Origin of the sequence: Streptomyces sp. NPDC057010 (genome assembly GCF_042673805.1) — a bacterium.
GTDB lineage: Bacteria > Actinomycetota > Actinomycetes > Streptomycetales > Streptomycetaceae > Streptomyces.
This window is the reverse complement of record NZ_JBHUSC010000005.1, coordinates 250858-274068: the sequence shown is the minus strand read 5'-3', so window position 1 is coordinate 274068 and position 23211 is coordinate 250858. Positions and strand designations below refer to the sequence as shown.

Below are 23211 nucleotides of genomic sequence, written 5' to 3'. Positions count from 1 at the left end.
AGCGGTTCCTCCGTTTACGGGAAGGGGTGCGGGTGGAGCGTGAGGTCCTCGTGGCGCAGCGGGGCGGCGACGCGCCCCAGCCGGTGCGGCACCTCCAGCAGGCGGGGCAGCCCCCTGGTCCGGCGGTTGACGTGCCCGAAGGTCATGGGCAGCGATCCGGGGACCACCGCCTTGACGCAGTGCAGTCCGAGACGGTCCCGGGCCCCGGCCTCGTCCTGGCCGACGACGACCACCTCCAGGCCGATGCCCGCCAGCCTGCGCACCGTCCGGTCGAGCAGCGCCCCGATGTCCTCCACCGGCGCGGGCGCGCCGGGCCACACCTCCCGCCAGTCGGTTCCGGCCCGCGCCGCTTCTTCGTCGGCGCACAGGAAGTCCAGCCGCGGGCGGGCCTCCGGGAGGCTGTACAGGGAGGTGTGGTCGTCCAGGCTCGTGACCAGTTCGGGATCGTCCAGCATGGGCCGCAGGCGCCGCGGATCGTACTGCTCCGGCTCGGCCAGCACCCGCTGCGGGGCGTTGAACACGTTGGTCACCACCTCCACGACGGCGGAGCGGACGGCGGCGCGCGGATCGTGGTGCGCACCCGCGGCCACGAACACCTGGGGTGCGCCGGAGCGTTCGTCCCGGTGGCGGGCGACGGCGATGACGGCGGGGACGCCGAGGTCGTTGGTGGCGTCCAGCAGGGTGAGCCGGTAGCCGGCCAGTGCGGTCCGGTCCGCGAGGTGCACCACCTGCGCGTCGTCGGAGGGCAGTGCGACACGGCGCAGGGGAGTGGCCGCGTACCAGGCCATCAGGAAGGCGTCCCGCTCGGCGATCTCGAACAGCCCGTAGAGCGCGGCCTCTTCGGGGCTGTTGCCCAGCCCGCAGCCGCTCGAACACTCGTAGACCACGCGCGGTCGCCCCGGGCTCGGATCCCAGTAGGCGACGTGCTCGGGGACGGCGGCCGGACGGTCGTGGGTGAGCGACCAGCCGTGCACCCAGTCGAGTTCGAGCTGCGGGGTATAGGGGACGGTGGAGGAGGCCGGGTGGCCGTGGTGGGCCGGGTCGGGCAGGCCCAGGCGCACCGGGTCCACGGCGCGCTCCGGCCCCAACTCGGCGTAGGGGGCCCGTAGTACGGTCCGCCGGCCGGTCGGGCTCATCCCGGCGAGGCGCTCCAGCCCCTCGAAGAGGGCCACGCGCTGGCTGCCGTCGTAGTCGGCGGCCCGGCCGTAGCCCCCGTCGCGCAGAGCCCGTCCGTAGGACACGTACGCGCTCGTCAGGCTGAACACCGAGTCCTCGGTGCGGACCAGCTGGTGGACGGGGCCGAAGCGGTCGTCGTACAGCTCCGCCCGCAATCCGGCCGTGTCCGTACGGGGGTTGGGGGCGCGCAGGACGGCGGGGTCCTCGACCGGCTGCGCGGCGGGTTCGGCCGGCCGGGCCGCCTCGGCGCTGTCCGGGGGCAGCGGCCGGCACACCGGGCAGCCGCCGACGGGCCGGAAGGCGTGCGTGGACCAGGTGGCGCGGCCGCTGTGCACGAGGTGCACGCTCGCCCCGGCGCCGGGGGCTGCGGCGGGCTGTGCGAGGAGGCCGGCGGCCAGTGCTGCCACCGCGTCCGCCAGGGCGGGGGAGGGCCGGCCGGCGAGCCGCAGTCCGGGGCTGTCCATCGGGACCCGGCCGCCGATCGCGGACAGCCGGCGGTACTCGGTACAGGACAGGCAGCCGACCGCGCCGGGCCGCAGGACGGGCCCCACGACGGTCAGCGCACCGTCCGAGCGGACCGGCACGAGTGCGCCGGGGTCGCTCAGTCCGTGCCGGGACCAGGCGGCGGCGAGGTCGAGGCTCCAGTCGTCGAGGACGAGGACGGCAGCGGCGCCGTCCGGGTTGTCGGCGCCCTCCGGCACGGTGGTGGCGTCCCGTACGGGAAGGCCGCGTGCGGCAAGGGCCTGTGCCAGTGGGGTCATCGTGTGCCTCCGTCGCCGTGTCCGGTCCGCAGGACGGCGAAGCCGCACCCGCGCAGGGCGGCCCACACCGCCCGGTCCGCGCCCGCCGCGGCCGGGCCCGGTTCCCACGGCCGGGTGTGCAGCCCGGAGGTGTTCCGGAGTGCGGTCTGCAGGGCCGGCTCGCGTGCGGCGACCGCGGCGAGCCACCCGGCCGTCCATCCCTCGTCCTCCCAGGGCGCCCGTGCCCTCCCGGCGGTGGCCAGCGGGGCCACCGCCCCGTCGGGCAGGAGGAGTTGCCGTCGCCCCGGCTCCTTCCCGGCCGACTGTGCCTCGGCCCGTACGCGGACCACCGCGGCCATCGCGGCGAAGGCCGCCGCGTCCGCCGCGGTCGCCTCCACCGCTCGGCCGAGCTCCTGAACCGGGGCTCCTGGTACGGGACTTCCCTGCACCAGGGCGTGGAACGCGGGGACGCCGGGGGCGATCGGGGCCACCGCCAGCTCGGCGCGGATGCCGAGCCGCCCGGTCAGTACGGACCACCAGTGGCGGGCCTGGGGGTGCTCCGCCCAGCCGGTGTCCGCCGCCGGGCCGACGGCGGCACGGGCCGCGGCCCGGCGCAGGGCGCGCCCGAGCGCGTGCCCGGGGTCGGCACCCACCACGATCCCGGTCCCGTTCGGCGCGAGCCGCAGCTCCGCGGCCCGGCAGAGGGCCTCCAGGCGGGCCAGGTCGGCCCGGGCGGCGCCGGCGAGCAGGGTCCCGCCCGGCACCGTACAGCGGACCAGCGGCACCGGGAGCTGCGGCAGGGATCCGGGATCCGGGGCGTCCAGTACGCCGGTCCGCTCGTCGCCGAGGTCGGCGACCCCGGCCAGCGCCTCGGCCAGGGTGGCCGGCGGCGCGGGGGCGGGGGGAAGGCCGGGGCCGAGCCAGGTGTGGTAGCCGGCCCGCAGCGGCCGTGCGTCGGCCACCAACGCCGCGGGCCGACCGCCCTCGCCCGCGGCGGCTGGATCGGGCAGCCCACCGAGGGCGCACACCAGCCGCTGTACGGCGGAGCCGGCCAGCAGCGAGCCCAGCGTATCCGCGCCGGTGCCCGGACCGGCCACTGCCGCTCCGGCCGACGGCCGGAGCCGCTCGCCGAGTGCCGCCGCGTCCGCGCGGGCCCGCTCGGGGGTGCCGACGGGGGTGACGAAGCCGCCGTCCTCGCGCATCACGGCGGCCACCGCCCGTATGCGTCCCGACGGGTCGGTACCGCTCAGGAGGACCCCTCCGGCGGGCCCGCCGTCGGAGGCCGGGGTGGAGGCCGGGGTGGAGGCCGGGGTGGAGGCCGGGGAGAAGGCCGTCACCCCGGCGTGCGCCAGGGCCCGTACGGCCGCCCGTGCCAGGGCACCTCCGGGCTCAGCCGCCGACACCTCCACCCGTACGGACGACAGCGCGCGGGAGACCTCGGCGGGCCGGGCCGCGATCGTGCGCAGCCAGCGGGCGGCCCCCTCGTCCGGGAGCACGGCGTTCTCCACCAGCAGGTCGTGCGCGTGGAGTTGGCCGATCAGCGTGCACAGCGCGGCGCGCAAGGGCGATCCGGCCGGCGCGCGGGAGGCCAGGGAGTCGGCGCCGTCCGTCAGCAGGGCCTCCTCCACCAGCCGCCACAGCTTCGGCAGGGCCGGACTGCCCTCCAGGCTGACGCTCGCGTTCCAGCCCCGCAGGTGCACGCCCGCCGTGAGCGGGGTGGCAGCGACGTCCGGCCGCAGCCGCCAGTGCCGCAGCCCGTCCAGGGCGTCGGGCGCCGGGGCCGTCATGACGTGCCTCCCACGCGGCCGCGGTAGGTCTCCACGACGAGCTCCACCGCCGGCCCGGGCCGCCCCGGAAGACCGCCCGGCGCCGGCAGCGCCTCCTCCAGCACCAGCCCGTCCGGATGGCGGTCCAGCCACTTGTGCAGGCAGCGCAGGTGCAGGGCGTTGCCGAGGTCCACGAACTGCGGTTTGGGCAGGGCGAGCCGGCGCATGAACTCCTCGCCCGCGCTCTCTCCTCCCGCGACGCCCACCGGATGCAGGAAGAGCCGGTCGGGGACACCGAGCAGGGCGCGCCAGCGTGCCGTCGTCGCCACCGGCACCTCGGCGTCGGCGGCCAGTTCGGCGCGCAGCGCCTCGACCGTGCCCGCGGCCAGCTGCCAGCGGCGGCGCCGCAGGACGACATGACGGTGGCGGAGCCGGGGGGTGCGGACGAGGGTGCCGCCGGGGACCTCGGTGACGTACCGGGGGACCAGGGCGGTGAAGTCCGCGACGCCGTGCGGCTGGTCGGCCAGGAGCGGGGCGATGCGGGGTGCGAGCATGTGCGGCGCCAGCAGTCCGGGGTAGAACACGTCCAGCAGCTCGCCGGTGGCCGCGAGCCGGACCCGGATCTGGTCGGTCTCCTCGTCGTGCACGAGCTCCACGGCGGACTCCGTCATCGAGGCGCCGTCGCCATCCGCGCCGAACTCGTCCGCAACCAGCAGCGGATGCAGATTGGCGTTGAACCCGCCGACCGGACGGATCTGTACGGGCCGGGCGCCCGCGCCGCCCGCCCTGCGGATCTCCCGCGTGACGGCCCGCGCCGCCTCCGGGTCGAGGGAGTCGAGGAACCGGCTGAGGAACCGGCCCCAGCCGCCGTACACGTGGTTGAGGCAGAGCAGCCCGTCACGGGCGTCGCGCTGGAGGAAGTACGCGTACGACAGCGGGCGTTCGGTCGCCCATGCGGGCAGCCGCTCGCCGAGCCCCCGGACCGCCTCCGGACGGAGGAGGACATCGGCGTCGGGCCCGTCTCCCGGAGCCACCAACTCGGCCCGCAGAGGGGCAAGTTCCTCGCCCGACCAGGTGATCGCCTCCTGCCAGGCCCGCGAGGCCTCCGTGCCGAACTCCCAGACGCGGTGGCACGTACCGCCGGGGCCGTAGCGTGCCACGAAGCGGTCGCGGACGATCCGGCGGACCGCGTGGCCGAGGTCGAACACCTCGGCCACGGCGGACAGTTCGCGCAGCGCCTCCTGGTCGGCGGCGTCGAGGTGGCCGTCCAGCGGAAGCGGCCGGCGGGCCACCACGTCCTCGGCCAGGACGGTGAGCGCGGCCGTGTCCTGCACGGCGGGCGCGCCCGCCGCGGCCAGCAGGTCCTGCCAGCGCGTACGCAGTACGGCCGCCAGTGCGACCCGCTCGCGGGGGTCGGAGGCGCCGAATTTGCCGGTGAGTTCGGCGATCTCCTCGATCCGGTCGGCGAGCGCGGCGTCCTCGGGCAGGGCGCCGGTTCCGCGCAGCCACCGGACCAGGCCGGCTTCCGGGTCGGGGTCCTGCGGGCCGACGGGTGGGACGGGTACGAGCAGTCCTGCGTCGGCGAGTTGGGCCAGATAGGTCAGGGCGGGGGAGCGGTCCTGCGGGGGAGCGAGCGCGGCGGCCAGTTCGTCGAGCGGGGCGGGGGTCGCGCAGAGTTCGGCGACGCGCAGCAAAGGGGCGGTGGCGGCGACGGTCACCTCGTCCTCGTCGGCGAGCAGGAACCGCCCGCCGGCGAAGGCGGTGCGCGACCGCACGAAGGTGGCCCGGCCGTCGGCGAGCCGCGCGGTGCTCGTCATCCGGTGGGGGAGCCGGGAGCGGCGGCGCGGGTCGGCGAGCAGGGCCGAGCAGAGCCCCTCCACCAGGGTCCGGTTGGTCTTCACGGTCACGCCGGTGAAGGCCGCGGCGACATCGCCCGCGCCCTCGCCCCAGGTGCTGTCCGCCGCCGTCGCGTGCGCGGCGGGCGGCGTCAGGGCTCCCCACCCGACGCCGGTGAACCAGGACAGCGGGCTGGTGCGCGTACTGGCCCGCAGCGCCTGCCGCAGGACTCCGGGCTCCTCCTTGCGCGCCTTGCGGTCGGCGGCCCCGGTCCCGGCCCGCTCGACCGCACGCAGCAGATCGGGGCTGGTGTAGGAGGCCGCCAGCGCGAAGCCGGGCTCGCGGCACAGCGCCGACAGGGCCGTGCGTTCTGCCGCCAGTGCGCCGGCCGTGCCCGCGGCGAGCTCGGCGAGCGCGGCGGACCTGCGCTCCCGCAGGTCCAGCCAGGAGCCGAGCTCCGGCACGCGGACGGGGAGGTCGCCGAGCCGGGCGAGGAGCGCGGGACGTGGTGCGCGCCCGTTGTGCAGGGCGCGGCGCAGCGGCAGCACCACCTCGCGGTGGAAGGCCGGGTCGTGGCCGGCCGCGCTCTCGTACAGGGCGTCGCCGAGGGCGGGCAGCAGGTCCGTCAGGGCGGCTTCCAGCTCGGTGATCCGGTCCAGTCCCCTGCGGAAGGCGGCGGCGGGTGCGGTCTCGGCGGGCAGGGTCAGCAGGGTCGAGCGCACGAGTGCGTAGGGGGCCGTTCGCACGGCGTGGAGGTACGAGGTCACAGCGATCCCGTCGAACTGGGCCGGGCCGGTGGGCGAAAAGTGGGTGCCGCTCCGGCACGCTGTGCGTGCACGTGCCGGAGCGGATGGAGCAATCCGGCGTCAGACCGCCTGCGGGAGGTGCCGCGGGATCACGCTGCAACCGCTACAGGCGTTGCAGGAGGAGGACGTCGGGTAGCCGAACTCGGCGTTGTTGAGTCCGGCCGTGTCGCGCATTGCGGTGACGGTGAGGTCTCCGAGATCCAGGTCCTGGATGTCGAAGCCGAGGCCAATGTCCGTAAATGCCATGTCATCTCCCTGGGTTGTGGGAAAGCGTGCGGCATATCGCCGTTGTTAAGGACTTACGCACGCACCGTATCTCCACATGTATGGAGTAGCGGTAGAGGATCTCTGGATCTGTCGCAAAACAACTTCCTTCTGCTTCAGGCCAGTTGGCGATTTCCGGGTGGATATGACACGCGGCTCCGGACCCTGCCCGCGGATCGCTTTCGGCTGGCGGATAAGGTTCCCTGCCGTTGCGAACAACCGTTTGGACAGGGGGACTGGATGAGCGCGGAACTGCGCGAGGCCGCGGACGAGTTGGCCGATTTGCTGTGGAAGGAGCACACCGTCTACCGGGACCGGTCGGGAGGCGTCGTCATCCGGGGTGAGCACGTCCAGCGCTGGATCAGCCTGTCCACCGGCGCGGGCCGGGACGAGGTCCTGCTGCGCGCCGGCCGGATACTCGACGGCGGGACGACCGCACCGGCCCGTTCGGAGGCGGTCGCCAGCCTGTCTGCCGGCAGGACCGAGCTCGCCGCGGTCTGCCGCCGTCTGCTGGCCGAAACGGCCCCCGGCCCCGGCCCCCGCCCCGCCACCACGCGGCGGCCGCGCACCCGGCGCACCCGCCACACGAGCCTGCGCTCCTGGCTGGTCGTCGCCTGCGTGGCGGCGGTCATCGGGCTCTACCTGGCGCGGATGTCGTAGGGGGCGCGGGGTTCCGGATCCCCCCTAGGGTGGGGGTGTGGTGAGGAACGAGGCTGCGGCCGTGAGCGGTGACCGGGTGCTGTACGGGTGCATGGGGCTGGGCGGGAGCTGGGCGCCCGGGCCGTACGGGCCCGCCGACATCGATGCCGCCGAGGCGGCGGTCGCCGCCGCGCTGGACAGCGGGATCACGGCCTTCGACCACGCCGACATCTACCGGCACGGGAAGGCCGAGGCCGTGTTCGGCGAGGTGCTCGCCCGGAGTCCGGGGCTGCGCGAGCGCATCACCCTCCAGACCAAGTGCGGGATCCGGCCGGCCGGCGAGGACGGTCCCGGCATGTACGACCTGCGCGGGGCGAGCATCGAACGGCGGGTGGAGGAGAGCCTGAAGCGGCTGCGGACCGACGTGCTCGACGTCCTGCTCCTGCACCGGCCCGACCCGCTCGCGGACCCGGACGACACCGCGTCGGCGCTGATGTCGCTGCACCGGCAGGGCCTGGTGCGGCACTTCGGCGTGTCCAACATGGGCGCCGCGCAGATCGCCCACCTCCAGTCCCGCCTCGACGTACCGCTGGTGGCGAACCAGCTGGAGATGAGCCTGCACAGCCGGGACTGGGTGGAGGCCGGGGTCCTGCTCAACACCCCCGCCTCCGCGGCGAACGGATTCCCGTTCGGGACGCTGGAGCACTGCCGTGACCACGGCATCCGGCTCCAGGCGTGGGGAGCGCTGGCGCGCGGCCGCTTCACCGGCGCCGAGCAGACACCCGCCGAACGGGCCACCGCCGCCCTGCTCGCCGATCTCGCCCGCCGCAAGGGCACCACCGCGGAGTCCGTCCTCCTGTGGTGGCTGCGCCGCCATCCGGCCGGGATCGCCCCGGTCATCGGCACGGCCCGCCCCGACCGCATCCGCGCCTGCCGGGACGCGGCGACCCGCGAACCCGACCTCACCCACGAGGAGTGGTACGAACTCTGGGTCACGGCCAGGGGAGTTCCGCTCCCCTGAACCGCGGCCCGCGGGGCCGCGCGCCGGCTCAGGCCGTGGCCCCGCCCGCGCCGGGCCGGACCCGCGGCGGACGCTGCGTCCCGGCGGCCCGGTAGGCCCTTCCGCGCGCGGGCGCAACCCGGGCGGGTCAAGATGGAGGGAGAGCCTGTCCGTCGCAGGGTCGTGGAGATCGCCATGAGCACACACAAGGTGGGGCCCGACACAACCGTTCTCGCCGACTGCCTGGAGGTGCCCGGGATCGGCTTCATCCCGGTGAACGCCTTCGTGCTGCACGCGGAACAGCCCGTCGTCGTCGACACCGGCCTCGGGCTGCCCGACCGGGACTTCCTGAACACCCTCGGTTCCGTCCTCGACCCCGAAGACGTGCGGTGGATCTGGCTGACCCACCCCGACCGCGACCACACGGGCGGCCTGTTCGAGCTGCTCGCGGCCGCACCCGAGGCCCGGCTCGTCACCACCTTCATGGGCGCCGGGATCATGTCGTGCGAGCGTCCGGTGCCCCTGGACCGCGTGTACTTCCTCAACCCCGGTCAGAGCCTGGACGTCGGCGACCGTACGCTGCACGCCTTCCGGCCTCCGCTCTTCGACAACCCCGCCACCGTCGCCCTCTACGACGACCGCTCCCACACCTGCTTCAGCTCCGACTGCTTCGGCGGCCCCCTGCCCACCGCCGAGGCCGCCACCGGCACCGACGTCGCCGGCGTACCGGCCGGGGACCTGCGCGCCGCCCAGCGGCTCTGGGCGAGCGTGGACAGCCCCTGGGTCCAGATGGTCGATCCGGACCGGTTCCTCACCTCCATCGAGCCGCTGCGCTCGATGGACCCGGAGACCATCCTCTGCACGCACCTGCCGCCGGCGACCGGTCTGACCACGCAGTTCCTCGACACCATCTCCGCCCTCCCGGGCATAGACCCCTTCGTCGGACCGGATCAGGCGGCGCTGGCGCAGTTGCTCGCCGGCTTCGAGCCTGGAGGAGCCGCGTAGCCTTCGAATTGAAGGAGACGGGTCGGTTACGCCCCACTGAACATCTGGTACGGTGCCCGCGCTTGGTGTTCATCCATCAATCCGTCTCCCCCTCGGGCGCCCCACGCCCCAGGGCGCTGCGAGGTGTCTCGTACGTGTACAGCACTCCGTTCTCCCCCGCCGAGGCCAGATCCGCCCGAGCCCGCATGGGCTTGACCGCGGACCAGGTGGCCCACGCCATGGCGGCCTGCGGAACCCCCGTCCACCCCGGTCTGGTCACGGCCTGGGAGGCCGGCTCCCACGTCCCCTCCGACCAACAGCTCTTCTCGCTCGCCAACGTCCTGTGGTGCGACGCCGCGACCCTGATGGGGGTCGAGCCGCGGACGCTCGCCGAACACCGCCTCGCCCGCCAGCTCACGGTGGAGCGGCTGGCGTACCGCATAGGCATGGACCCCGGCGAGTACCACGCGGCCGAGCTGGCGCAGCGCTGGCACGGCGACTCCCGCCAGACCAGGGCGCTGGTGGAGGCCCTCGGGCTGTCCTTGCGCAAGCTCATCGGAATCATGGGCCGGGTCGACGAACTGGCGGAACTCCTGCGCGCGGCCATCGACGGGCGCTGGAAGGCGTACGTCGAGCCCGTGGCGGAGATCGTCGTGGTGGACGCGACGAGCGTGGGCGACGCCCTGCAGACGATGCACGCGGAGTTCGCCGAGTTCGCGGAGCGCTACATGGGACACCTCGTCGCCCTCAACAACGACGCCCGGCTGAAGGAGGTCGCGGCCGAGCGCGCCGCCTACCTGCGCCGACTCGTCGACCACTTCTGGGAATTGATCGGCGAGGCGGGCGAGGCCTCGCCGTTCCCCGTCGGCGGCCACTGAACCGCCGCCCGCCACACCGCCGACACACGGGCACGACGACCGGGCCGGGAAGGGCATCGGCACCCCTTCCCGGCCCGCGCCGGCGCCCGGGCCCGCGGCCGCCGGTCGCAACGCCCGCCGCCGCGCCCGGTGTCAGTGAGCGGCGGCTCCCGCGTGCGGACCCGTCATTCCGTCGTCCTCGATGTCGTCCCAGTCGATCTCCATCGTGGAGCGGCTCGTGAACACGTTGAAGAGCAGGTTCAGCACGATCGCCGTCAGGGCTCCCAGCGTGATCCCGCTGTCGAGTACGGCCCGCATGTCGTCCGGCATCCGGTCGAAGAACGGCCCGACCGTGCTCGGCAGCAGCGCCGCGCCCAGACTGACCGCCAGGATCAGGGTGTTGCGCTCGTCGCGCAGATCGGCCTTGCCCAGGATCTGGATGCCGACCGCGGCGACGATGCCGAACATGGAGATCGCCGCGCCGCCCAGCACCGGATGCGGGATCGAGGCGACCAGGCTGCCGGCCTTCGGCAGCAGCCCCAGCAGGACCATGAACACGCCCGCCGCGACGACCACGTAGCGGCTCATCACCCTGGACATGCGCACGAGACCGATGTTCTCGGCGAACGCCACGTACGGGAACGAGTTGAGGACGCCGCCGAGGACCGTCGCCACGCCGTCGGCGCGCAGCGCGCGGGCCACGGTGTCGGCGTCCACCCGCTTCTCGGTGATCTCGCCGATCGCGTACACGTCCCCTGTGGTCTCCACCATGGTGATGAGGATGACGACGAGCATGGCGACGATCGGCAGCAGTTCGAAGCGCGGCATGCCGAAGTGGAACGGCGTGGTGACGCCGAACCAGTCGGTCTCGCCCACCGTCTCGAAGTGGGCGTCGCCGAACAGCCAGGCGACCGCCGTGCCGACGACGAGCCCGAGCAGGACGGCCAGGCTGCTCAGGAACGGCTTGCCGACGCGGGCGATGGCCAGGATGAAGAGCAGGGTGCCGCCCGCGTACGCGAGGTTCTTCGGGTCCCCGTACGCGGGCGTGCCGATGAGGTGGGCGCCGCCGGCCGCGTCCTGGAGCGCCACGGGGATGAGGGTGATGCCGATGATCGTGAGGATGGTGCCGATGACCACCGGCGGGAAGTACTTCACGAGCTTGCTGAAGAGCGGCGCGAAGACGAACGTGGCTATGCCCGCCGTGATCACCGCACCGTAGACCACGAGCAGGCCGGCGGTACCGCCGCCCGCGCCCAGGCCGATGGCGATCATGGGGGAGACCGCGGTGAACGTGACTCCCTGGACCAGCGGGAGCCGGGCGCCGATCTTCCAGACGCCGAGCGCCTGGATGATCGACGCCACGCCGCAGGTCAGGAGGTCCGCGTTGATGAGGTGGACGAGCTCTTGGGAGGAGAGGCCCAGCGCGTTGCCGAGCAGGACGGGCACGATGACCGCCGCCGCGTAGAACGCGAGCACGTGCTGGAAGCCGTAGAGGGCGAGCCTCGGGAGCGGGAGCACCTCGTCGACGGGGTGCGTCTGCTGCCGGGAGGACTGTCGGGAGATTCTTGCCATCTCTGCCTTGCCTTCGCGAGGTAGGTGAATGAGAGGACCGCCGCCCTCAAGCCCTGGATGGCAGGGCGAGGGCAGGCCGGCTCGTACGGAACCGACGTCGGGCGGTGTTGCCGACAGCACGTCGCTCTGCACTGAACGATTGCGTCCCGGATTGGCGGGACTTCCTTCGATCGAAGCGGCAGATCCCTGACGGAGCATGGGATCCGAAGGGGGCTCGACCGGAAGGCGCTCACCATAGCCAAAGGTGGTGTTTCCTCGCGAGTAACCCCCCGGCTACCCGGTGCTCCGGCCGCGTGCGTCCTTTCGGATGGGCTCGGCCCGCCCGGTGCGTGCATGCCGTCAAAACCGGTGAAACCGGTCTATTTCTTTGGATGGTGAAGCTCCCCGTCGTTCGCGGGGCCCTCGGCGCCCTGCTCCTGTGCGTTGCCGCCGCGCACCCTGCGCACTCCACCGAGTCCGACCCGTGGACCGAGCCGCCGTCCCCGTACGAGCGGATCATCCCGGCGCCCGCCTCGACCGCGCCCGGCGGCCCCGGCTACACCCTCGGTCCGCGCACGGTCATCCGTACGACGGCCGGCTCCGCCGAGGTCCGCGCCATCGGCGAACAGCTGGCCGCCCGCTGGCGCCGGGCCGCCCGCCTGCCACTGCCGGTGCGGGCGACCGACGCCGGAGCCGGCACCGACGGCATCCGGCTGCGGCTGGACCCGTACGGCGGCGGCTTCGGCGAGGAGGGCTACCGGCTCCAGTCCGACGAGGACGGCGTCCTCGTCACCGCCCACCGGCCCGCCGGCCTCTTCCGCGGCACCCAGACCCTCCGTCAGCTCCTGTCCGGGGGCGCGGCGCCGTGGACGGTGGCCGGCGGCACGGTCACCGACACGCCCCGCTTCGCCCACCGGGCCGCGGCCGTCGACATCGTCGCCCGCCCCTTCACCGCCGCCCGGCTCAAGCGGTACGTGGACCGGCTGGCCCTGTACAAGATCAACGTGCTGCGCCTGCGCCTCGCCGACGGACTCTGGACCGAGGCCGAGTACCGCGACCTCGTCCGCTACGCGGGCGGACGCTACATCGCGGTCCTCGCGGACCGGCACGCCGCGCCGGCGCCGGCGCCGCCACACGCTTGGGGCACCTGGGCGCTCCCGCGGATCGTCGCGATCGCCGAACTCGGCTGGTCACCGGCCGGGAGTCAGGACTCCGTGTCCTCAAGCCCTTCCAGGCTGTCCATGAACGAGCTGACGGAGAACACCGCACGACCGGGGCCCGCCGGACCGTAGCCGGGCGGGGACTTCAGCCCGAACTCCTCCAGCGTCGCCCGGTAGGCCTCCAGCAGACGGATGTGGTACTCGAGCGGCGCGCCCAGCGGGTTGGCCTTGCCCAGCGGGGTCGTCGGCTCCGGACACCAGGTGGTGAAGCGCGGCACGACCCCGTTCGACATGAAGAACCGCAGGCCCTCGGTGGTGGATTCGATCGCCTCACCGACCTTCGTGAACCCGAACGGCTCCGCCATCTCGATGCCCGCCACGAAGTTGGGGATCACGTTGCGCGGGCCGAAGACCTCGGCGGAGTCCAGGATCCGGCGGTGCCACTCGTCGCGCCCGACGTAGCGTTCCTTGCCCGGGCAGTGCAGCTGGAACAGCCGGCGGTCCCACACCTCGAAGTTGGGGTGGTAGATCCGGATGCCGTAGTCGTGGAAGCGCTGCACGGCGTCGCGCGGCAGCGCCTGCGCGACGACCTTGCCGGTCCAGCGGCCGGGGAAGCGCTCCTCGATGGCCTTCGCGTAGTGGCCGTAGAAATCGGCCTCGTCACGGCCGCCGACCTGTGAGGTGATCGATCCGCCCGTGAGGGTGTAGGCCCGGGAGGTGCCCGCGGTGTCGTACCGGTCGATGATCTCCAGGGCCTCCAGCACCTCCTCGACCGGCTTCACCCCGGTGTACGGGCGGCCGGCCGCCTTGTGCTGGCGCCAGTTGTGGTTGATGTCGCAGAACTGGCACTCCTCCTTGGCGCCGAAGTACTGGCACACCCGGAAGACCGTCAGGTAGATGAGGTAGCCCCACTGGATGGTCGGGGCGACCTCCATCACCGACTTGCCGTTGGAGAGCGTGTGCCGGTAGTACTCCGGCATCGGCGGCAGGCCGACGTCGGCGATCCGCGCGCCGTCCAGGTACAGGCCGAGCGAGCCGTCCTCGCCGCCCCGCACGACGTAGGGGGAGTCCGGGTTGACCCGTACGGACACGACCGTGCGGCGCAGCCCGTACGGGCCGCCGGTCAGCACGATCTCCTCGGGAGGCCGGTTGAGCGCGGCCGCGCCGAGCTCGGGCAGGGTGCGGTGGTCGAAGGAGAAGATGAAGTACGACTTGGGCTTCACGTCTCCGGAGGCCCCGTCGGCGGTGCCGCTGAGCGCGGATTCGTCGAAGGCCATGCCCCCGCGCAGGAGGTCCTCCTTGATCACGGCCTCCCGGGGCACGTGCGGGAAGCGCTCCATCAGGCCCTCGATCAGCGCGGTACGCCTCTGGTCGTCCACGTGTTGCTCCCATCCCGACTCGTCGAGCGGCTCACCGAACTCCGCGATCACAGCGGCTACATGGAGATCATCTCACCCGCGCCGGGGCCCCCGAGGACCAGGCCGCCCACCGGGCCGCGAGCCCCGCCGGGCCGCGGCCCCGGTGGGTCAGGCCGCCGCGGCCGGCTCCGCCTCGCGCGCGGCCCGGCGGCGCAGCGCGTCCTCGTCGGTCTCCGCGTCGTAGGAGATCAGCTTCGGCAGCAGCGCGGCCAGGACGGCCACCGAGGCCACGCAGGCCAGACCGCCGCTCCAGAACGCCGACCGGGTCCCCGTCCAGCCGGCCATCGTGCCCGCCCGGACCTGGCCCAGCTGCGGGCCCACGCTGTACGAGAGCACCTCGATGCCCGCGAGGCGCCCGCGCAGCTGCTCGGGGATGGTCTGGTTCCAGATCGTGCTGCGGCCCAGGCCGCTCAGCATGTCGCCGGCGCCCGCCACCGCGAGGCACAGCAGCACCAGCCAGATGTTCGACAGCCAGCCCGCGCCCGCGATGGCCAAACCCCACGCGGAGGCGCCGCACACCACCAGCAGCCCGTGCCGGCGTACGCGCGAGGTCCAGCCGCTCGTCAGCCCCAGCAGCATCGATCCGACCGCGCCCGCGGCGTACATCAGGCCGAGGGCCCACACGGCGTCGAGCTCGTCCGCGAGGAACGGGAAGATCGTGTTCGGGTAGGCGAAGAACATGGCCGCGAGGTCGACGGCGTAGGTGCCGAGCAGCACCGGACGGCTCCAGGCGAAGCGCGCCCCCTCCGCGATGCCGCGCAGCGACGGACGCTCGGCGTCCTTCGCGGGCGGGGCCGGCGCCAGGCGCAGGCACAGCAGCACCGATACGAGGAACCCCGCGACGGTGACGCAGTACGCGGCCGCGTAGCCGGCGAAGGCGACGACGAGGCCCGCCAGGGCCGGACCGGCGATCGCGCCGAACTGGTAGCGCAGCCCGTTGAGCGCGGCGGCGGCCGTCAGCTGCTCGTGCGGGACGATCCGCGCCAGCAGTGAGTCCATGGCCGGCCGCTGGAGGCCGGCCAGCGCCGCCACCCCGGCCGCCACCACGTACAGCGGCCACAGCAGCGGGCTCGGCAGCAGGGCGTTCACCAGCAGCACCAGGGCCAGGACCCCGAGCCCGGCCTCGGTCAGCAGGATCAGGCGCCGCCGGTCCACGGCGTCGGCGAGGGCGCCCCCGTACAGCCCGCAGACCACGAGCGGAACCAGCTCCACCGCACCCATCGCGCCGACCGCAAGCGGCGAGCCCGTCAGGTGCTTGATCTGCAGCGGCAGCGCGATCATCGCCATGAACGAACCGAAGAAGGTGACCGTTCCCTGGAAGAACAGCAGCCGGAAGTCGCGGCTGGATCGCCAGGGGGCGAGATCGGGCAGGACGGCGGACAGGCGGGAGGTACTCACGACGGGCCATCGTCCGTGCTCGGCCCCGCTCCGGGCAACGCATTTTCCCGCCGCACGGTGCGCGCAGGGGCTCCGGACCCGCCCGAGCCTGCGCGTACGGGCGAATACGCGCTCCGGGGCGTGCCATCGCCGGCCGGCCGTGGCAGCCATGGGTCATGCCGCCGGTGTCAGCGTTCCTCCGTACGGCCGCCTCCTACGCCTGGCGCCTGCTGGTCGTCGGCGCCGCCGTGTACGCGGTCTTCGCGGTGCTCGGCCGCTTCCACGAGATCGCGGTGGCGCTCTTCCTCGGCCTGGTCGTCACCGCCATGCTCGCGCGCCCCACCCGGATCCTGGCGCGCGTCGTCCCCAGGTCCCTGGCGGTCGCCGTCTCCCTGGTCGGCAGCGCGCTGCTGGTGCTGGGCGTCCTGGCGTTCGTCGGCGAGGCGGTGGCGGGGGAGAGCACGACCCTCGTACGGGAGTTCCGCGCGGGGCTGGACAGCATCGAGCAGTGGCTGGAGAAGCCGCCCTTCCGGATGAACCCGCGGGCGCTGGCCGACGTCCAGTCCCACATCGGCGCCTTCCTTTCGAGCCACCGCTCGACCCTGCTCAGTACGGCGCTCAGCGGGGCCGGGCACCTGGTGCAGGTGCTCGCCGTGCTCGTGCTCGCGGTCTTCTCCTCCGTCTTCTTCCTGCACGGCGGCGAACGCCAGTGGGCGTGGTTCTGCGCGCAGCTGCCCGAGGGGGCGCGCGACCGCGTGGCGGTCGCCGGGCGCGCGGCGTGGCGCACCTTCACCGGCTACACCCACGGCATCGTGATCGTCGCGGCGACGAACGCCGTGCTGGTGGGCCTGGCGCTCTACTTCCTCGGTGTCCCGCTGGCCGTGCCGCTCGCGCTGCTGGAGTTCTTCGCGGCCTTCGTGCCCCTCGTCGGATCGCCGGTGGCGCTCGCGGTCGCCGCGGTGGTGGCCCTCGCCGCGAAGGGGCCGCTGATCGCGGGGGTGGTGGTGGCGCTGATCGTGGTCATCGGCCAGATCGAGGGCCACCTGCTGCACCCGCTGGTGATGAGCCGGGCCGTCCGGCTGCACCCGCTGGTGGTCGCGATCTCGGTGGTGGCCGGAGCGATCGCCGCCGGGGTGGTCGGCGCCGTGGTCGCGGTCCCGCTGGTCTCGGTGACCTGGTCGGTGCGCCAGGCGCTGCGCGCCGCCCGCCACGGGGTCTCGTCCTGACCGGTGCCCGGGTCGTGCACAATCGCCGGATGAGCGATGAAGACCCGTATCTCTGGCTGGAAGACATCACCGGCGAGGCCGCCCTCGGCTGGGTCCGCGAGCGCAACGCCGAGACCGTGGCCGCGCTGGCCGGGGCCCCCGGGTTCAAGGTGCTGGAGACCGGGATCCGCGAGGTCCTGGACGACGACGGCCGGATCCCGTATGTCGTCCGCCGGGGCCGCCACCTCTACGACTTCTGGCAGGACGCCGACCACGTCCGCGGGCTGTGGCGGCGCACCACCCTGGAGGAGTACCGCAAGGACCGGCCCGCCTGGGAGCCGGTCCTGGACCTGGACGCGCTGGCCGGGGCCGAAGGCGAGAAGTGGGCCTGGGCGGGCAGCCGCGTCCTGGGCCCGGAATACCACCGGGCCCTCGTGCTGCTGTCGAGGGACGGGGCGGACGCCTGCGTGGTGCGCGAGTTCGACCTGGAGACCCGGGAGTTCGTCGCCGGCGGGTTCGAGGTCGAGGAGGCCAAGACCACGATCGGGTGGATCGACCGCGACCACGTCTGGGTCGGGACGGATTTCGGCCCCGGCTCGATGTCCGGGTCCGGCTACCCGCTCCAGGTACGCCGCTGGCGGCGCGGCACGCCCCTGGCCGAGGCGGAACTCGTCTACGAGGGCCGGTCCTCCGACATGTCGGCCTCCGGATGGCACGATGACACCCCCGGCTTCGAACGGGACTTCGTCCACCGGCAGATCGACTTCTGGAACCACGAGCTGTTCCTCCTCCCTGACGACGGCACCGCCGGTTCTCCGCTGAAGGTCGACGTACCGGACGACGCCGACGCCTCCGTCCACCGGGAATGGCTGCTCGTCGCCCCGAAGTCGCCGTGGCTGGGCCACGAGGCGGGCAGTCTGCTCGCCTTCGACTTCGACGCCTTCCGGGCGGGGGAGCGGGAGGCGGCGGTGCTGTTCACGCCGGACGAGCGCACCGCGCTCGCCGGCTGGAGCTGGACCCGCCACCACCTGATCCTCACCACCCATGCCGACGTCTCCTCCCGGATGGAGATCCTCACCCCGGGACCGGGCACCGGCGGCTGGCACCGCGCACCGCTGGCCGACGTGCCGCCGCTGTCCACCGCGTCCGTCACCTGCACCGACCCGGACGTGAGCGACGAGTACTTCGTGGACGTCTCCGGCTACCTCCAGCCGTCCACCCTCTACCGGGGCACGGCGGGCGGGGGCCCCGGCGAGAGCGTCAAGCAGGGCCGTGCGCTCTTCGACACCGCCGGTCTCTCCGTACGCCAGTACTTCGCGGTCTCGGCGGACGGCACGCGGGTCCCGTACTTCGTGGTCGGCCCCGAGGACCGGCCGGGGCCCGGGCCGACCCTGCTGTACGGGTACGGCGGCTTCGAGATCTCGATGGTCCCGTACTACAGCGCGGTCACCGGGCGGGCCTGGCTCGCGCGCGGCGGCACGTACGTCGTCGCGGGCATCCGCGGCGGGCACGAGTACGGGCCGGACTGGCACAAGGCGGCCCTCGGGGCGGACCGGGTCCGGGCGTTCGAGGACTTCGCCGCGGTCGCCCGCGACCTCACCGCCCGCGGCATCGCGACCCCCGCCCAGCTGGGCATCGAGGGCGGCAGCAACGGCGGCCTGCTCATGGGCGCGATGCTCACCCGCTATCCGGAGCTCTTCGGGGCCGTCGTCGCGCACGTGCCGCTGATGGACATGCTCCGCTTCCACCGGCTGCTCGCGGGCGCCAGCTGGACCGCCGAGTACGGAGACCCCGACAACCCGGCCGACCGCCCGCACCTGGAGGAGATCTCCCCCTACCACCGGGTCCGGGCCGAGGGGGACCCGTACCCTCCGACGCTCCTGCTGACCTCGACCCGGGACGACCGGGTCCACCCCGGCCATGCCCGCAAGATGGCCGCCCGGCTGCGCGAGCACGGCCATCCGGTGCTCTTCCACGAGCACATCGGCGGCGGCCACGCGGGCGCCACCGACCACGCCCAGACCGCCTTCAACGAGGCCCTGGTCCACACCTTCCTGTGGGAGCGGCTGACCCCGCGGCGGTGAACCCCGGTCCCCGCCGCGGCACCGGCCACGGCGGGGACCGCACGGCACGCCGCGACTACGCCCGGCGGAGCGCCTCGACCCGGGTCTCGATCGCGGTGATCAGGGCCTCGACCCGGGCCAGGAAGATCTGCTCCTCCGTGACCTCCGCCAAGCGGGCACTCAGACGGGTGATGTGGGGGAACCCCTCCGGGTCGACCATGCGGTACTCGCGGTTCCAGGAGGCCTCGTCCGCCTCCCGGACGTCCGGCGGGAACAGCAGGTAGGCGGCGCGCTGGCCGACGAAGGCGAGCAGCGAGTCGCCGACCATGCGGTAGTGCACGGCGGCCTCCGCCCCGTCGAGCCCCGCCTCCGTCACCGCGCCCAGGATGAGCTCGACGACCCGGAACTCGTTGGGCCTGCGGGTGGTGCGGCTGGCCATGGTCGAGCCGACCACCGGGTACTTCAGCGCGACGTCGAGGGAGCCCGCCGCGAGGGCGCGCAGCCGGTCCTTCCAGCCGAGGCCCTCGGGGATGCTGTCGAGCACCTCCCCGAGCGTGCGGTCGGCGACCGACAGCAGCAGCTCGTCCTTGTCACGGAAGTGCCGGTAGATCGCCGTGGGGTCGGCGCCCAGCTCCTCGCCGAGCCGGCGGACGGTGAAGGCGTCCTCGCTGCCGCGGGCCGCGATGCGCAGGCTCGCTTCGATGATCGCGTCGGGCGTGAGCTGGCTGCCCGCGCGCTTGGACCGGGCGGGAGTGGCGGATGGCTTCGGCATGGTGCGGCCAGTGTAGCGAGGGGCGACACGATGTGCGCAACACCGTTGACAACACCGTTGCGCTCCCGTTCACTCCTCCTCAACAACACGCCGGGCGGCACCGCCCGCCGAGCCGGAGGACGCGTCGATGCGGAAGAACACCAGTCAGCGGGCCGACACCGTTTTCGTGGGAGGGAAGGTCTTCACCGCCACCGGCCCGGCCCCCGTCGACGCGGCGGTCGCCATCGGGGGCGGCCGGATCCTCGCCGTCGACACCGAGGACGCGGTGCGCGCACTCGCCGACGCCGGCACCGAGGTGGTCGACCTCGCCGGCGGCCTCCTCCTCCCCGGCTTCCAGGACGCCCACGTCCACCCCGTGGTCGCCGGGGTCCAGATGCTCGGCTGCGACCTCAGCGAGCAGCACTCCCTCGACGGCTACCTGGCCGTGGTGGCCGAGTACGCCCGCCGGCACCCCGGGGACTCCTGGATCCGCGGGGGCGGCTGGTCGATGGACGTCTTCCCCGGCGGCACGCCCACCCGGGCCATGCTCGACCGGGTGGTCCCGGACCGGCCCGTCATGCTCGGCAACCGCGACGGCCACGGCGCCTGGGCCAACACCCTGGCCTTCCGCGTCGCCGGCGTCGACCGGGACACCCCCGACCCGGCGGACGGCCGTATCGAACGGGAACCCGACGGAACCCCCGCCGGCACCCTCCAGGAGGGCGCCGTGGAACTGGTGGCACGGCACGTGCCCCTCGCGACCCCTGACGAGGCGTACGCCGGGCTGCTCGCCGCCCAGGAGCACCTGCTCTCCCTCGGGGTGACCGCCTGGCAGGACGCCATGATCGGCGCCTTCCCCGGCAACCCCGACAACCTCGGCGTCTACGTGCGCGCCGCCCGCGAGGACGTCCTGCGCGTACGCGTCGTCGGGGCCCTGTGGTGGGACCGCGAACGCGGCCTGGAGCAGATACCCGAGCTGGAGGAACGCCGCCGCACCGGCAGGGTGGGCCGCTTCAACGCCACCAGCGTCAAGATCATGCAGGACGGCATCGCGGAGAACTTCACGGCCGGCCTCCTGGAGCCCTACCTCGACGGCTGCGGCTGCGCCACCGCGAACTCCGGGCTCAGCTTCGTCGATCCCGGACTGCTCACCGAAGCGGTGACCCGGCTCGACCGCTCCGGCTTCCAGATCCACTTCCACGCGCTGGGGGACCGTGCCGTACGGGAGGCGCTCGACGCCCTCGCCGCGGCCCGCGCGGCCAACGGCGCCAACGACAACCGCCACCACCTCGCCCACCTCCAGATCGTCCACCCCGACGACATCGGGCGCTTCGCGAGCCTGGGGGCGGCAGCCAACATCCAGGCCCTGTGGGCCGCCCACGAGCCGCAGATGGACGAGCTGACGATCCCCTTCCTGGGACCGGAACGAGCCGCCCTGCAGTACCCGTTCGGTGACCTGAGGCGGGCCGGAGCCCGGCTCGTCGCCGGCAGCGACTGGATGGTGAGCAGCCCCAACCCGCTCTGGGGCGTCCACGTCGCCGTCAACCGCGTCGTCCCCGACGAGGTGCCCGGTGAGGTGCCGGGCAAGCCCTTCTTCCCCGAGCAGGCCCTGACCCTGGCCGAGGCGCTCACCGCCTACACGGCGGGCAGCGCCTGGGCCAACCACCTCGACGACGTCACCGGCACCGTCGAGCCCGGCAAGTACGCGGACCTCGTCGTCCTCGACCGCGACCCCTTCGCGCACCCCGCCGAGGAGATCGCCCGGACCCGCGTGACCCGCACCTACATCGACGGCGAACCCGTCTACACCGCCGCGGGCTGAACGGCGGGGTCACCGACCGGGCCGCCACCGGCCGTCACCCCGCACCCACACCCGAACGCGCTCACCGCATCCCCGCACCACATCCCCGCACCCCCTCGCCCCGCTCACCTCAGGGAGCCAGCCGATGTCATCAGCCCGACCGGGATCCCCCCACCGCCGCAGCAGGACCAGGAACGCAGCGGCCGCCGGGCTCGCCGCGGCCGCGGCGCTCGTCACGAGCGCGTGCAGCGGCACCGCGCACCCGGCCAAGGACCAGACCGCCTCCTACCGGCTCACCGACCGGACCCCCGCCCCTGCCGGAAACCTGGACTCCTTCACCTGGTCCGTCTACGCGGAGCCGACCACCATCGACTACGCCTACTCGTTCGACTTCCCGCCGAACCAGATCCTCTCCAACGTCTGCGAGAGCCTGCTGCGGTGGAACCCCGATCTGACGACCTCGCCCAACCTCGCGGCCTCGTACACCAACCCCACGCCCACCACCTGGGTGTATCAGATCCGCCCCGGCGTCCGGTTCCACGACGGGACGGCGCTCACCGCGGACGACGTCGTCGCCTCGCTGCGCCGCAACCTCGACCCCGCGACGGCAAGCGTCTGGGCCAACCAGTACAAGAACGTGCGGTCCGTCGACCGGACCGGACCGATGGAAGTCACCGTCACCCTGGCCAAACCGGACTCCACCTTCAACAAGTACCTCGCCGCCGGCCCCGGCACCGTGGAATCCGCCGCCACCCTCGCCAAGGCCGGTAAGGACTACGGCAATCCGCAGACCGGGGTGAACTGCACCGGCCCGTTCTCCTTCGCGTCGTGGACCTCGGGCCAGTCGCTCACGCTCAAGCGGTTCGACGACTACTGGAACCCCGAACTGAAGGCCAAGTCGGGCCAGGTGCGGTTCGTCTTCCTCGCCGACGCCACGACCCGCGTCAACGCCTTCCAGAGCGGCGAGGTCGACGGCGGCTGGATGGTCCCGCCGAACGCCTACGCCCAACTGGGCGCGACCCAGGCCGGAACGCTGTACTTCGGCCGCAACACCACCGTCGCCGACGAGGTGGTGGGCAACCTCAAGGGCCCCCTCGGCGACGCCCGCGTCCGCCGGGCCCTGCTCATGGCCATCGACCGCAAGGGCATCGTCAAGGCCGGCGCCGGCGGGGTCGGCGAGGTCGCCGACTCGCTCGTCACCGACAACCTCTGGGCCGACGCGCCCGCGGCGACCCGCGAAGCGCTCCTGAAGGACCTGCCGAAGTACCCGTACGACCCGGCCAAGGCCAAGGCCCTCGCCGCCGAGGCCGGGGTCGACGGCCAGAAGATCGTGATCGCGACCAGCCCGCTCGACTCCCAGACGACCATCATCACGCAGGCCGTCGCCCAGGCCGCCACCGCCATCGGCCTCAAGCCGCAGATCGACTCCGTCTCCCCCGAGAAGTACACGACCCTCTTCACCGACCCGGCGGCACGCGAGGGCGTCGACCTGTTCCTGACCTTCTGGTACACCTCCATCACCGACCCGCTGGACATGTACGGCTCCCTGCAGACCGGCGCGTTCAGCAATTACGGCAACTGGTCCGACCCCGCCTTCGACCAGGCCGTCGACCGGGCCGTCGCGGCCCACGACCCCGACGGGCACGCCACGGCCAACGCCGAGGCCCAGCGGATCGCCCTGACCGAACTGCCCTGGCTGCCGCTGTACACCCAGCCAGTCAGCGTCTTCCTGGGCAAGCGGATCACCGGCGTCCAGCCGTCCATCGCCTACCTCTACCACCCGTGGGCCGCCGAGATCGGAGCGAAGGGATGACGCC

Annotated in this window: 17 protein-coding genes; 9 read left to right on the top strand and 8 right to left on the bottom strand. The window is 73.5% G+C overall.

Annotated elements, in window-relative coordinates; translation table 11 throughout:
• Positions 1–14: 14 nt before the first annotated feature.
• The 4 genes from ACFTXQ_RS08800 to ACFTXQ_RS08785 all read right to left on the bottom strand — a co-directional run bounded on the left by ACFTXQ_RS08800 (position 15) and on the right by ACFTXQ_RS08785 (position 6570).
• Positions 15–1937 carry a TOMM precursor leader peptide-binding protein gene (locus tag ACFTXQ_RS08800; protein WP_382637245.1) on the bottom strand — a complete coding sequence of 641 codons (1923 nt, stop codon included), beginning with the start codon at positions 1935–1937 and terminating at the stop codon, positions 15–17.
• The gene (locus tag ACFTXQ_RS08795) at positions 1934–3703 is read right to left on the bottom strand and encodes a hypothetical protein (RefSeq protein ID WP_382637244.1); all 1770 of its coding nucleotides are present in this window, start codon (positions 3701–3703) and stop codon (positions 1934–1936) included. The genes ACFTXQ_RS08800 and ACFTXQ_RS08795 overlap by 4 nt, the downstream gene beginning before the upstream one ends.
• Positions 3700–6264 carry a lantibiotic dehydratase gene (locus ACFTXQ_RS08790; RefSeq protein ID WP_382637241.1) on the bottom strand — a complete coding sequence of 855 codons (2565 nt, stop codon included), beginning with the start codon at positions 6262–6264 and terminating at the stop codon, positions 3700–3702. Before ACFTXQ_RS08790 ends, ACFTXQ_RS08795 begins: the two co-directional genes overlap by 4 nt.
• A 120-nt stretch (positions 6265–6384) precedes the next feature.
• On the bottom strand, positions 6385–6570 hold the full coding sequence (locus ACFTXQ_RS08785) for a thiazolylpeptide-type bacteriocin (RefSeq protein WP_382637238.1): 186 nt from the start codon (positions 6568–6570) through the stop codon (positions 6385–6387).
• Between the two features lie 258 nt (positions 6571–6828).
• Here ACFTXQ_RS08785 and ACFTXQ_RS08780 point away from each other — a divergent pair, with 258 nt between their 5' ends.
• The 4 genes from ACFTXQ_RS08780 (at position 6829) to ACFTXQ_RS08765 (ending at position 10089) form a co-directional block, all read left to right on the top strand.
• Entirely contained in the window at positions 6829–7248 is a 420-nt protein-coding gene (locus tag ACFTXQ_RS08780) for a hypothetical protein (RefSeq protein WP_382637237.1), read from the top strand.
• A gap of 37 nt (positions 7249–7285) precedes the next feature.
• Entirely contained in the window at positions 7286–8248 is a 963-nt protein-coding gene (locus tag ACFTXQ_RS08775; RefSeq protein WP_382637234.1) for an aldo/keto reductase family oxidoreductase, read from the top strand.
• 174 nt (positions 8249–8422) lie between these two features.
• Entirely contained in the window at positions 8423–9232 is an 810-nt protein-coding gene (locus ACFTXQ_RS08770) for an MBL fold metallo-hydrolase (RefSeq protein ID WP_382637232.1), read from the top strand.
• A gap of 134 nt (positions 9233–9366) precedes the next feature.
• Positions 9367–10089: a transcriptional regulator gene (locus tag ACFTXQ_RS08765; RefSeq protein ID WP_382637229.1), complete on the top strand. Its 723-nt coding sequence runs from the start codon at positions 9367–9369 to the stop codon at positions 10087–10089.
• 132 nt (positions 10090–10221) lie between these two features.
• Here ACFTXQ_RS08765 and ACFTXQ_RS08760 read toward each other — a convergent pair whose 3' ends face one another.
• Positions 10222–11640, bottom strand: a complete 1419-nt coding sequence (locus ACFTXQ_RS08760) for a nucleobase:cation symporter-2 family protein (RefSeq protein WP_382637226.1) — start codon at positions 11638–11640, stop codon at positions 10222–10224.
• 371 nt (positions 11641–12011) lie between these two features.
• Here ACFTXQ_RS08760 and ACFTXQ_RS08755 point away from each other — a divergent pair, with 371 nt between their 5' ends.
• Complete coding sequence (locus tag ACFTXQ_RS08755) at positions 12012–12911, top strand: glycoside hydrolase family 20 zincin-like fold domain-containing protein (RefSeq protein WP_382637224.1); 900 nt, start codon at positions 12012–12014, stop codon at positions 12909–12911.
• Here the strand turns inward: ACFTXQ_RS08755 and ACFTXQ_RS08750 are convergent.
• Positions 12824–14119, bottom strand: a complete 1296-nt coding sequence (locus tag ACFTXQ_RS08750) for a radical SAM protein (RefSeq protein ID WP_382637407.1) — start codon at positions 14117–14119, stop codon at positions 12824–12826. The genes ACFTXQ_RS08755 and ACFTXQ_RS08750 overlap by 88 nt on opposite strands.
• A gap of 186 nt (positions 14120–14305) precedes the next feature.
• Positions 14306–15595, bottom strand: a complete 1290-nt coding sequence (locus ACFTXQ_RS08745; protein ID WP_382637222.1) for an MFS transporter — start codon at positions 15593–15595, stop codon at positions 14306–14308.
• Between the two features lie 155 nt (positions 15596–15750).
• Here ACFTXQ_RS08745 and ACFTXQ_RS08740 point away from each other — a divergent pair, with 155 nt between their 5' ends.
• Both ACFTXQ_RS08740 and ACFTXQ_RS08735 read left to right on the top strand, forming a co-directional pair.
• Entirely contained in the window at positions 15751–16800 is a 1050-nt protein-coding gene (locus tag ACFTXQ_RS08740) for an AI-2E family transporter (protein WP_382637219.1), read from the top strand.
• A gap of 29 nt (positions 16801–16829) precedes the next feature.
• Positions 16830–18863 (top strand): prolyl oligopeptidase family protein, encoded by a 2034-nt coding sequence (locus tag ACFTXQ_RS08735; protein ID WP_382637216.1) that lies wholly within the window; start codon positions 16830–16832, stop codon positions 18861–18863.
• Positions 18864–18918: 55 nt separating this feature from the next.
• Here the strand turns inward: ACFTXQ_RS08735 and ACFTXQ_RS08730 are convergent, their stop codons facing one another.
• Positions 18919–19614 carry a TetR/AcrR family transcriptional regulator gene (locus tag ACFTXQ_RS08730; RefSeq protein ID WP_382637213.1) on the bottom strand — a complete coding sequence of 232 codons (696 nt, stop codon included), beginning with the start codon at positions 19612–19614 and terminating at the stop codon, positions 18919–18921.
• Positions 19615–19741: 127 nt separating this feature from the next.
• Here ACFTXQ_RS08730 and ACFTXQ_RS08725 point away from each other — a divergent pair, with 127 nt between their 5' ends.
• The gene (locus tag ACFTXQ_RS08725) at positions 19742–21415 is read left to right on the top strand and encodes an amidohydrolase (protein WP_382637210.1); all 1674 of its coding nucleotides are present in this window, start codon (positions 19742–19744) and stop codon (positions 21413–21415) included.
• A gap of 124 nt (positions 21416–21539) precedes the next feature.
• Complete coding sequence (locus tag ACFTXQ_RS08720) at positions 21540–23207, top strand: ABC transporter substrate-binding protein (RefSeq protein WP_382637209.1); 1668 nt, start codon at positions 21540–21542, stop codon at positions 23205–23207.
• The last annotated feature ends 4 nt before the right edge of the window (positions 23208–23211 follow it).